The organism is Verrucomicrobiia bacterium (genome assembly GCA_035765895.1).
GTDB lineage: Bacteria > Verrucomicrobiota > Verrucomicrobiia > Limisphaerales > DSYF01 > DSYF01.
The window spans coordinates 44,652-56,463 of the sequence record DASTWL010000069.1 but is presented as its reverse complement, the minus strand read 5'-3'; the positions used below and the strand labels follow the sequence as shown (position 1 = coordinate 56,463).

Below are 11,812 nucleotides of genomic sequence, written 5' to 3'. Positions count from 1 at the left end.
GAAGGCCGGCCACGCCGCGGGATTGTCAGCCGCGGGGTCATCGCCCTGCAATCCCCATTTGCCCACCGCCACAGTGGTGTAACCCGCCTGCTTGAGCACCGTGGCCAGCGTGTGGTTGTTTTCCAGCGCCTTGTCAAACTGGTTGTCGCGCACATTCGCATGGCCCTGGCTGACGCCCAGCAGCAGCGACGCCCGCGAGGGCGCGCAAACCGGCGCGGCACAATAGTGATCCCGGAGTTGCGCCCCCGCCGCCGCCAGCTTGTCCAGATGGGGAGTCACCATCCAAGGCCGGCTGCGCACGGCGGCCGCACGGCGGTCATTCTGGTAGAACACCCCCAAATCACCCCAACCGAGATCATCGGCCAGGATGAAAATGATGTTGGGATGCGCCGGCGGCGCGGCGTGGACCGGCCCGGCGCCACCCACCATGGCTCCAACCAAGCACCACACGCGCGCCCAAGAGAGCGCGGCCCCAGAACGGGAGTTGGTTCGAGAACGATTCATTTCAAAACAGAGCCGACGGAATCTCGCCCGCGCACGCCGTTCATTCTTTGCTCGCAACCGGTTGATTCGGCGTGGCCGGTCGGGCCGGCGGCTTCGCCGTGATGGCCGCCAGCTCAGCCGCCATGGCGACCACCTTGTCGGGAAAGGCGCCGGCCAGGTTGTTGGTTTCGCCCGGGTCTTTCGCGAGATCAAACAACAGGCCCGGTGCCGGAATTTTAACGTTTTGCCAGGGCCCCAGGCCGTCGCTCGCGGCGCCCGGCGGAATGAATTTCCAATGGCCGGCCCGCAAGGCCCGTTCGCGGCGCTGATCGTATTGCACCAGACTGACGCGGCCGGTGGCGGATTGCCCCAGCAATGCGGGCAGCACGTTTTCACTGTCGGGCACGTCGGCTGGCGCCAGCCCCTGCTCCGTCAATGCCGCCAGGGATGCCGCAAAATCCACCTGGCTGACCAGCGCCTCGGACACGCCGGGTTTGACCTGGCCCGGCCACTTCACAATCAACGGCACCCGGGTTCCGCCTTCGAAGATGCTGTATTTGCCGGCGCGCAACGGCCCCGCCGGCCGGTGATCGCCCAGCTTCTCGTTCGCGTCGTCATTGTAGCCGTCATCGAGCACCGGACCGTTGTCGCTGCTCAAAATCACCAGCGTGTTGTCGGTGAGCTTGAGCCGGTCGAGCGTCTGAAGAATCTGGCCCACGGCCCAGTCGAACTCGGCAATTTCGTCGCCGCGCGGCCCCATGCCGGTTTTACCGGCAAAACGTTTGTTTGGCACGCGCGGCACATGAATGTCGTGTGAGGCGTAGTAGAGAAAGAACGGATGGTCCTTCTGCTTTTCAATGAACTGCACGGCCTGCTGCGCCAGTTCGTCTTCGATCTTGTCATCCTGCCACAACGCCGCCCGACCGCCCGTCATGTAACCGATGCGTCCAATGCCGTTGATCACGGCATTGTTGTGGCCGGCGTCCGAAGTCATTTTCAGCGTGCCAGGATCAACGGTTTTATAGGTGACTTCGCCGGGAATGGGTTTTCCGTAGCTGACGCGAATGGGGTCGGCCGGATCGAGATTGCGGACGCGATGGTCCTGGACATAAACGCACGGCACGCGATCCGGTGTGGCCGGAATGAGGAAACAATGATCAAAGCCGACCTCCAACGGCCCTGGCTGGATGTCGCCGTTCCAGTCGAGCGCCGCATTCGTCGCGCCCAGACCCAGATGCCATTTGCCAATTGCCGCAGTGGTGTAGCCCGCGCGCTGCAAAATGCCCGGCAGCGTCAAGGTGCCGGCGTGGATGATGAGCGGCGCATTGCCCGGCAACACGCCAGTGCCGGACTGGCGGAAGGCGTATTCTCCCGTCAACAGGGAAAACCGCGAAGGCGTGCAGGTGGCCGAGGTGGCGTAGCCGTTGACGAAGCGCAACCCTTCGCGCGCCAGCCGGTCCACGTTGGGCGTGGCCACCCGATGAGCGCCGTAGCATGACAAATCGCCGAACCCAAGATCATCCGCGTAGATCAACACGATGTTCGGTTTGGGCGTGGCAGCCCCAACGGGTCCGGCCAGCAGCCCCGCCAGCAAAAGGGCGCAGCTGGAGAATCCATTCATAAGCAAGGTGCGGGTTGATGTTCGCGGCTCATTGCGCCGGCTTCCTGGGCTGAAAGCCGTAGGCCTTCAATTCGTCCTGCGCCGGTTCCTTCAAGACGGCGCGCTGGCGGCTCACTTCCTGCATCAGCTTCGCCTGCACGTCGGTGTAGGCGGGATCGCCGAAAACGCTTTTCATCTCCTGCGGATCCTTCTCCCGGTCGAACAGCTCCCAGTAATCATTCGGAATGGAGGCCACGGACCAGGGCCCGGCGTCGGGGATTTCCACGTCCGGTTTGTAGAAGCGCACCAGCGTGTAACGGTCGGTGATGAGGCCGTAATGCGGGCGGACGTGGTGCTCGTCGGGATACTCGTAATAATGATAGTAGAACGCCGTGCGCCAGTCCGCCGGCGTCGTGCCGTGCAACAGCGGCAAAAGGCTGCGGCCCTGCGTCCGGGCCGGCACCGGCAAACCCGCCGCGTCGAGCAGCGTCTCGGCGAAATCAATGTTGGCCACGAGATTTGAATTCACGCTGCCCGCCTGGATGACCTGCGGCCAGCGGATGAGCAGCGGGGTGCGGGCGGATTCCTGAAAAATCCAGCGTTTATCGAACCAGCCGTGTTCGCCGACGAAGAAGCCCTGATCGGAGGAGTAAATCACGATGGTGTTCGTGGCCAGGCCCGTGTCGTCCAGGTAGCGCAACAGCCGGCCCACATTGTCATCCACGCCCTTGATGCACCCGAGGTAATCGTGCAGGTAGCGGTTGTATTTCCACTCCACCAGCGCGCGCCCGGACAGGTTCTGCTTCCGGAACGCCTCATTGCGCGGCGTGTAGTAGGCGTCCCAAGTCCGCTTTTGTTCCGGCGTCAGACCCGGCGGTGGCGTGAGCTTGTTGTCGTAGTTCAACTGCATGGTCTGCGCTATGGTCATGTTCTGATTGCGCTCGGCGAGGCCGCGCCCGGCGTAATCATCGAACAGGCTGTCGGGCAGCGGATACTTGCGGTCGTGGTCAAAATCCAGATCGCGCAGCGCGGGCTGCCAGTTGCGATGCGGCGCCTTCTGCCAGCAGAGCAGCATGAACGGCTTGTTCGGATCGCGCTGCTTGAGCCAGTCCAGCGAAAGGTCGGTGATGACGTCGGTCACGTAACCCTGATGTTTCACGCGCTCCCCATCGCGCAGCATCGGCGGATTGTAGTAAACGCCCTGCCCCAGCAGAATCTCCCAGTGATCGAAGCCGGTCGGATTGGATCCCAGGTGCCATTTGCCAACCATCGCGGTCTGATAACCCGCCTGCTGAAGCAGCTTGGGGAACGTGACCTGCGACCCGTCAAACCGGCAGTTGGCGTTGTTGTAAAAGCCGTTCAAATGGCTGTAGGTGCCCGTGATGATGGACGCGCGGCTCGGCCCGCAGAGCGAATTGTTCACCAAGCAACGGTCGAAACGCATGCCCTCGTGCGCCAGCCGGTCGATGTTTGGTGTCTGGATCAAATGGCGCGACTCATGGTAGGCGCTGACGGCCTGCCACGCGTGGTCGTCGGCCATGATGAACAGGATGTTCGGTTTCTGCGCCGCGGCCAGCGCCATTGTGAAAAGGAGAAACGCAACCGGGATGATGGGTCTTTTTATGATCGCCATGATGTCATGGAGGTTTTTAAATGCCAATGCGACCGGGAATCAGTTGCCTCGCGGTTCCGGAACAACGCATCGGTCTTTTCGCAACCCGCCGGAAGCGATACGGGCGCCACCGGACTCGCATCGTGCAACCTTCGACGGAAGACAATTGGAGCTCCTGCTGGGATGTTGTTTTGCATGCTGCTTCAAATGGCCATCGCCAAGGGCCGTCGGCTTGCGTCCCTGAAGCCTATTCAACATTGTCAGGCCGGGAAATCCCCCATAATGGGGAGCCGGCAATGCACTCAACGGCAATTGGGATCATCGCTGCCGGCGAATGATCACTGGCACGGCGGCATTTTCCGGCGCCAGCGGAGTAGCCGGCGGCTTGGGCAATTCCGCCTCCAGGCTTTCGCCTGCCTTCATCCTAATTTCGAAATTATCACCAACCTTGATCACGCCGGAGCGGCTCCACCGTGGCGTCCGTCCGGCAAAGTTGTCCCGAAGGCGCAGCACCCCGCCGTGGCGGGCCGTGATTTTGAACCAAGAAGTGGCATTATTTTCCCGGCGCGCGGAAACCACCCATCCGCCCCCGGCGCGAAGGTTTTCAAATGACGCCTCGTGCCAGCGCCACGGCGTCGCCGGGAAGAGGCGGACGACTTCCGTGTCCCGCCGGCCGGGCGTCGGACTCCAGCTTTGCAGCAACATTTCATGGACGGCTTCCATCGCCAGGAAGTTCCCCTCCAGCGTGAAGGGGCGGTAGGTAAAACCACTGAAGCCGGACTGGGTCTGGTCGCCGTTCGCGTGGAAGCCGTTCCGCAGCGTGAACGCATGAGCGTAAACATCGAGATTGCGCAACGCGGCCTCGGCGTCGCCCACGCGGGCGCGGAGACAACTCATCCAGGAAAAAGAATAACCGCACCACGCGCCGGTGCCCTGGCGGTCCCAATCCTTCAGGCTCGCGGCAATGACCTGCCGGTCGCGCTCACCGCCGTCCACCGTGATGAGATTGAACGGGTGTATCCCCATAAGATTCGACAGATGCCGATGGCTGCCCGGCAGCGGCGTGGTTGCGTCGAGCAACAGTGTTCCGTCCGGTTTCATGTGGAAATCGCCCAGCTGCTTTGCCGTTGCCACCCACCCGGCGGATTCTTCCTTGTTGCCGACGGCATCGGCCATTTCCGCCAGCGAGAGGAAGAGCATTTTCATGCAGGCAAGGTCGTAGTTGCTGTCCGGTTTGAGGAAGGCGCGGCGGGAATTGTCAAAAAACTCCGGCGAACTGGACAACGGAAGCACCAGCACGCCACTGGCATCCGGCTTGAGCAACGCGCGAAGGCACGTGCCGATCGCGCGGCAAAATGGATACGCCCGGCGGCGGAGGAAACGCTCATCATCCGTCGCGCGCCAGTGCAAATAGAATAAATGCGCGTTCCATGCGCCCATCGTCGGCGACAGGCTGTATTGCCCCCACCCGCCCAGGGGTTGACCTGCGAGGCTCATCACGCCGGGCACCGCCGCGCCGGGCGCGTTGTAAAAGTCTCCCGCGAACTTGCGGAACACCGGCAGCCGGTCCCAGAGATAGTCCAGAAAGCAGAGCCCCTCATCGAAGTCGCCAGAGGTGCGATAGGCCAGATACGTCATCTGCGTGTTGAGATCATTGTGGTAATCCCCCTTCCACGGCGGCAGCGAACCGGCATCGGCCGTCCACACGCCCTGCAACGGCATCGGCGGCGCGCCCCGTCGTGAAGCCGCGCCGTAGAAGTAGCGAACGAGATAATACTGTCGCAGCATGTCCATCTCGGGCACCTGGACGCTGGAATGTTCCCAGAACTCGTCCCACCAGCGGGCATGTTTGGACAGAAGTTTCTGGTAACCGGCTTTGAGCGCGGTCTTGACCCGAGTTTCCGCCACCGCCTGGGGATGTTTGCCCTCTGTGCTGGTTGCGACCGTCACGGCCATCAGCGTGGAATCGCCCGCCCGCTTCCATGCGACGCAAAGGGCGTAGGAAAACCCTTCGGCCCCCGGTTGTTCAAACCAGCGCATGCCTTCCGCCTCGCCGGCTCGCGGCTCAGCGTAGCCGAGTTGCTTCACCGAAGCCGGGGTTTTCAGGCGCACGTCCTGCAACGGCGGCCCCTGCAGGAGCAACACCGCAACGGGATGCGCCACATCGGCCGCGTTGACAAAGGCCCGCGCCAATTCCCCCGTCTTTCCCTGCACCACGCCCTCGGCCGTTGCCAGATTCAGCTCGAAGGCCTCGATGGATTGCGATGAATCCAGCGTGATTTCAACCCGCCCGGCCGGAAGCTTGGTCGGCGGACCATTGTAATCGTAGTTGGCATCGAAAACGTCATTGAATTCGCCCATGCGGTTGCTGGCGACGAGCTGCTGCATCGTGGCCCAGTTAAATCGATCCCGCACGCGCAGGAACGCCTTGGATGGGCGCTCGTCCCACAAATCGCCGCGATCCAACGAAAGCCGCAGCACATTCCCCTCGCCCCAAAGCAAAACGCCCATGGCGCCGTTGCCCAACGGCACCGCCTCGTCCCACGTCTTGATCGGGGCGGTGAGTTTGAGATTCAGCGCGGCGTCCGGTGGCAACGGCGAACCGGCGCCCGCGTTGAACCCGAGCAATACGGCGGAGCCAAGCCCTGCCAACGAACGGACGATTTTGGTGTGCGTGAACATTAGGCAAAGATCAGTTCGCAGTTTCCGGACTTAAGTGGAAGATCGAACCCGCCTCGATCTTGACTTCGGCGGCCGGTGTGTCCGGATGCGCGACGTCGTAACTCAAGAGTTCGCCTTCAGTCCGGTTCTTGCCCACGCGAACGGCGCGGCAGTGCCGGAGATAAATCGCATCGTGGTTCGGGTGCCATGGCGGCCGGAAATCAGTGCGGACAATCCGGTTCCCACGGAAAGTCAGACCATCCACATTGCGCGCGTAAAGGATCGGACGATCGAAGACCTGAAACGTGTTGTCCTCCACCCGGATGTTGCGATGGAAAAATCTGCCGGGCACATCCCGCTGGATTTCCGGCCAGATCGCAATCACACCGTCGGAAAACTGGGTTGGCGCGATGAGGCAGTTTTCGAACACATTGCGGCGGATCGTTACATCAGTGACGGCGCCAGATTCGAACCAGCCATTGGCATCGCCGGGAATAAGAATCGCCGCCCCTTGAATCGCGAAGGTGTTGTCCTCGATGACGACCTGGCGCGGCGTTGAGCAGAGAATGCCGCGGGCGCGGTTGTTGCCAAACCAGCAGTGGCGGATGGTCACGCTGGGCGTGTCCGAGAGATTCTCGAGCGCCTGCCGGGAAGTGACGGCACGGGCGAAGGGTTTTTCAAAAATAATCTCCACCTTGCGCGGGTCGATTAAACGGAATGCTCTGACCACGTTTCGCTCCACCGGCAACAGCGTTTCGCGATCCAACACCGAGACCATGTCCCCCGGTTTCCCCCAGCAGGCCTGGCCGATGGATTGGCCATGGCCAAAATGCGCGGCAATCGTGTTGCCCGCCATCTGGCCGTCCACGGGCAGGCACGTGCCGTGGATGTTGATGGGGTCATCGGGGGTGCCCTCGATGCGGCAGCCATCGATGAAAATCTTGCCGGCACAGCCGGAGAAATGGAAACCGTCGTCCTTCGGCCCCACCACCAGCCCGGAGCCGGGGCGTGGGCGGACGGAAGTTTTCCGCAGCACCACATCGCGGCTGTGCTGAAAGAGCATCCCCAGCCCACAGGACGCCCACAGCTCGACGTTTTCGAGTGAAACGCTTCGGGAATTATGAACGAAAATTCCCGCGTGGCTGCGCAAATGATGCCGCAGGACCAGCAGGTTCCCGACTTTTTCCACGCGCCGCGCGCCCCAGATCTTGAATCGGCCCGGCGCGATGGCCTCCGCGCGCCGGATGCCGCCGCCGTCTCCCAGATTCCTGCCGGTGCCCGCGTCACATTCCATCGTCGCCCAAACAGTTGATTGGTTTCCCTCAACGATCATTTGCAGGTTTCCATCGGCCACGGTGCAGGGAAACCGATTCGTGTCCAGTTCGATGACCTGCCAGTCCGGTCGCTGCTCCACGACTTTGGCCTGCGACGTCAGCAGCCGGTCCCAATCGATATTGATGTTCTTGAGCGTCACCCTCTCGGAGGCATCAATGCCGAGCGCGGTCATTTCGCCGTGCAACAGCAGCGTCGCCCCCTGGCCGTCAATCGTCAGGCGATTGGCATTCTCCACGAGAATCGCATAGCGGCGCGGTGATACGACGGTGGTGTTCGACTGGTAATCGATCCGCTGACGGGCATGCGCCGCATGAAAATGATAAACGCCGGGCGCGAGCTTGAGCGTCGAACCGGGCTGGCGGCTCAGTTCATCCACCGCTGTCTGAAACGCAGCGGTGCAGTCCTGCGTGCGGCCTGGAACCAAGCCCCAGGCCGCCCCGTCATAGTCCGCCGCGCGCACGGCCAATGGTCGGACCGTCCCGGCCAGAAAAATTCCCAGAAGCAGCGTTGCCAGATTAATTTTCATGTCGGCAGTGCGGTTCACTCGGAAGCAACCGGCCAGACTTTGATTTCCTGCGGGCCATTTCCAATATTTTCAAAGGGACCGGGAAACGGGTTGTGCTCGTCACGCTTCTGACCAAGATAATCAGCGTCAATCTTCAGCGGCGTGCCGTCGCGGTTTTCGTAAGTGCAATGGGAAACCCTGGTCTTGCCGAGCAGGCCCGTGGTCACCAACTGGCGTTTTACTTCATCCCGCCAGGCCCTGTCTTCGCGCAGCGTGAGATACCAGCCGTCCGGCTTTTGCGTCAACCGGACGCCCGGGTCAAAATCAGGCTTGAGCAATGGGCTGGTGTCGAATTTTGAGGGCTGCGTTCCCGTGGTGAACACGTTGCCGGCGGCCACGCAGGGCAACGCCGTGTTGTCCAGTGCCTGAAGGCTGCTGGGCGCGAGGAAAAGATTGTTGTAAAGGCGGTGATCGCCACTGTCGCCCCCGGCGGCAGGATAAAGTCCGGCCACATCCGTCTTGTGCGCGGGATGAAACGGCGTGCTGCGCGTATCACCACGATAGCTTTTGATAGGCCCCAGAATCAGGTTGTGCGCGAAAGCGATGCCCTGTGAATTCAATTCAAACGAGCGGGGCTTCGACAGGAACAGATTGTTGGCCACCAGAACCGGCCCGTGCTGCATCTCGAAGAAAATGTCCTGCGAGCTGTTATCGTGCAGGAGGTTTCCCGTCACTTGAGCGCCTTGCGCCATCCAGTCGAGCCAGATGCCGGCAACGGACCCACAGCGGTAAATGTGGTTGTGGCTGATGATGACATCAATGGCGCCATGAAACTTGATGCCGGCCATCTCCGCGCCGCCAAACAATCCCCGGACATGGATGTCATGAATGTCGTTGCCGGTGATGGCGCTGAACGAGCAGCCGAGACTGCCGACGATGCCGGTTTGCTCACAGTGGGAAATCTCGTTGTTCCGGACGATGTGACTGCCGATGGTCGCCCTGTTCCAGCCATTCGTCAGCGCGCGTGTGAGCGTGCCGACATAGCCTTCGGCGGACTCGGCGCGGTTGTCCCATTCATCACCGTATTTGCCGAGAGCCACGCCGCTACAGGTGGAATGGCTGATACGATTGCTCTCAATGATCCAACCTTTGCACCAATACGCGGAAATGAGGCCAATCTGCGCGGCCGTAGGCGGCGCCCACGGCGTGGCGGCGTTGCGCAGGTCGAAACCGCGCACGGTGAGATAGTTGATGCCGGTCTTCTCCGGCGTGAATACCGTCCGGCGGACGTTGATTTCCACGGATTGTCCGTTCGGATTCACACCTGGGAATTGGGCCCAGATGGTGGTATTCGTGCCCCCGGATTGGTGCGCCTTGAAGACGAGAAAAACCGTTTTCACCCCGCGGACAGGCTTGATGCGTGTCAGGAAGGAATTCCATTTCTGCCAGTCGCCCGTGCCGGCAATGGACGCAGTGCCGATCCATTCGCCGTCCGGCGCATCCAGGTGAACTTCAATGTCGCCGCCGTCCGTGACTGAGGCCGCGCGGAATTCCATCCGGTCTGCGCCCGAGAAATCGACCGCGTCAAATCGAAGCCAGCTGCCGCTCCGAATCCAGCCGATGCAATTGCCACCCTCCGTGCACGGCGCCGCGTGAAGCTCGCCGCTCCGGGCGGCAAAGGCGTCGGCTGCGATGCGGTGTTTGCCGATGGCGAACGAAGCCATGTTAAGCAGATAGTCGCCGCGGTCTGCACCGTCCACCGTTGCAAACCATAGTGGCTTGCCGCCAGCCGGGGCCAATACTTCATCCAGGCGTGCCGCCTCCGTCAGCCAGTCGCCATTCAGATAAACCGCGCCCGTGTGATTCGGCCGGCTGCTGCCATACCAATCGCCATGGATGAGGTCGGCGTAGGGATTGAACTTGCCGAAGAAGGCATTGGGAATCGTCACCCGCCACGTGTCATTCGTGACGCGCTCCCAGCCCTTGACCGGCTCTGAACCGGTAATGACGACCTGCTCGCCCGGCGCGGCCCGGTAAACGATACGCTGTTTGTCCGACGTGCCACCACGTGGAGGAGTGACCCGCTCGCGGTAAACCCCCTCATGCACCGTGATGACATCGCCCGGTTGCGCCAGGTCCGCCGCATGCTGGATGGTGCGGAACGGCGTGTTTTGGGCGCCGGCGTTCGCATCGTTCCCGTTGACGGCGACGTGAAATTCGGCCGCGTTGCCAACGTTCACCGCGTGAAACCCAACGACCAGCAACATCCCGGCAACAGGAAACGAGCTCACAGTTTCAATTCGTGTTTCACCTCGGCAAACGCATTGATCGCCAGCTCCAAATCCGCCCGCGAATGGGCGGCGGAAATCTGGGTGCGAATGCGCGCCTTGCCTTGAGGCACCACCGGATAACTGAAGCCGATTACATAGACGCCCTTCTGCAACATCGCGTCGGCGAATTTGCCGGCTAGCGCGGCGTCGCCGAGCATCACCGGACAAATCGGATGCGTGCCGGGCAGGAGGTTGAAGCCGAGCCTGCCCATGCCCTCGCGGAAAAACTTCGTGTTCGCCTCGAGTTTGTCGCGCAATTCGGTTGAGCCGCTCAATAATTCCAGCACCTTCAGCGACGCGCCCGCGATGCCCGGAGCCAGCGTGTTGGAGAACAGATACGGCCGCGACCGCTGGCGCAGCAGTTCAATGATTTCGCGGCGCCCGCTGGTGTAACCACCGCTGGCACCACCCAGCGCCTTGCCGAGGGTGCCGGTGATGACGTCCACGCGCCCCATCACGCCGTTGTATTCATGCGTGCCCCGGCCGGTTTTGCCGACAAAGCCAACCGCGTGCGAATCATCCACCATCACCAGCGCGCCATAACGATCGGCGAGGTCGCAGATGGATTTCAAATTCGCGATGTAGCCATCCATCGAAAACACGCCGTCGGTGGCGATCATTTTGAAACGGCAGCCGGCCGCCGCCTTTAATTTCATTTCGAGGTCGGCCATGTCGTTGTTTTTATAGCGGTGTCGCTGCGCCTTGCAGAGGCGGATGCCGTCGATGATACTGGCGTGATTCAGTTCGTCGGAAATAATCGCATCCGGCTCGCCGAGCAGCGTCTCGAACAAGCCGCCGTTCGCATCGAAGCACGAGGAATAGAGAATCGTGTCCTCGGTGCCGAGAAACCCGCTCAGTTTCTGCTCCAGTTCCTTGTGCACACCCTGGGTGCCGCAGATGAACCGCACGCTGGCGCAACCGTAGCCCCATTCATCAATCGCCGCCTTCGCGGCGGCGGCAACGGCGGGATGCTGCGCGAGGCCGAGGTAATTGTTGGCGCACAAATTCAGCACCGGCTGACCGTCGGCCACCCGGATGGTCGCGCCCTGCGGCGTGATGATGACCCGTTCGTTCTTGTAGGTGCCGGCCTTGCGAATGTCCGCAAGCTGGGTTTCTAAATGGGACTTGTTGGTGAACATACACAAAACGTAGGGCGCCAGTTCAGGTCGTGGCAATCACGTTATCGGGCAGCGCCGCTGCCCGGAATACCACAAAAGGGTGAAAGCAGCGCCAACGCACCGCCAGCAACCTCCGCTCCACCGTCCAGAAGATTCCCGGGCTGCGAC

Annotated in this window: 7 protein-coding genes; all 7 read right to left on the bottom strand. The window is 61.6% G+C overall.

Annotation, left to right across the window (positions count from 1 at the left end; translation table 11 throughout):
- Nucleotides 1-429: sulfatase-like hydrolase/transferase (locus VFV96_13985; protein ID HEU5071508.1), on the bottom strand; the 429-nt coding region annotated here is incomplete at its 3' end.
- A gap of 115 nt (nucleotides 430-544) precedes the next feature.
- Nucleotides 545-2,104: an arylsulfatase gene (locus VFV96_13980; GenBank protein HEU5071507.1), complete on the bottom strand. Its 1,560-nt coding sequence runs from the start codon at nucleotides 2,102-2,104 to the stop codon at nucleotides 545-547.
- Nucleotides 2,105-2,132: 28 nt separating this feature from the next.
- Nucleotides 2,133-3,716, bottom strand: coding sequence for a sulfatase (locus tag VFV96_13975; protein HEU5071506.1), 1,584 nt, complete (start codon nucleotides 3,714-3,716; stop codon nucleotides 2,133-2,135).
- A gap of 297 nt (nucleotides 3,717-4,013) precedes the next feature.
- Entirely contained in the window at nucleotides 4,014-6,377 is a 2,364-nt protein-coding gene (locus VFV96_13970) for a glycoside hydrolase N-terminal domain-containing protein (protein HEU5071505.1), read from the bottom strand.
- A 10-nt stretch (nucleotides 6,378-6,387) separates the two neighbouring features.
- A complete protein-coding gene (locus VFV96_13965) occupies nucleotides 6,388-8,217 on the bottom strand; it encodes a hypothetical protein (GenBank protein HEU5071504.1) in 1,830 nt (609 codons plus the stop codon).
- Between the two features lie 14 nt (nucleotides 8,218-8,231).
- Entirely contained in the window at nucleotides 8,232-10,487 is a 2,256-nt protein-coding gene (locus tag VFV96_13960; GenBank protein HEU5071503.1) for a carbohydrate-binding protein, read from the bottom strand.
- Complete coding sequence (locus tag VFV96_13955) at nucleotides 10,484-11,665, bottom strand: glycine C-acetyltransferase (GenBank protein ID HEU5071502.1); 1,182 nt, start codon at nucleotides 11,663-11,665, stop codon at nucleotides 10,484-10,486. Before VFV96_13955 ends, VFV96_13960 begins: the two co-directional genes overlap by 4 nt.
- Nucleotides 11,666-11,812 lie beyond the last annotated feature (147 nt).

Bases quoted from the DNA above. Each gene is read 5' to 3' on its own strand.
- VFV96_13980 (HEU5071507.1), bottom strand. From the start codon at position 2,104: ATGAATGGATTCTCCAGCTGCGCCCTTTTGCTGGCGGGGCTGCTGGCC.
- VFV96_13975 (HEU5071506.1), bottom strand. From the start codon at position 3,716: ATGGCGATCATAAAAAGACCCATCATCCCGGTTGCGTTTCTCCTTTTC.
- VFV96_13970 (HEU5071505.1), bottom strand. From the start codon at position 6,377: ATGTTCACGCACACCAAAATCGTCCGTTCGTTGGCAGGGCTTGGCTCC.
- VFV96_13965 (HEU5071504.1), bottom strand. From the start codon at position 8,217: ATGAAAATTAATCTGGCAACGCTGCTTCTGGGAATTTTTCTGGCCGGG.
- VFV96_13955 (HEU5071502.1), bottom strand. From the start codon at position 11,665: ATGTTCACCAACAAGTCCCATTTAGAAACCCAGCTTGCGGACATTCGC.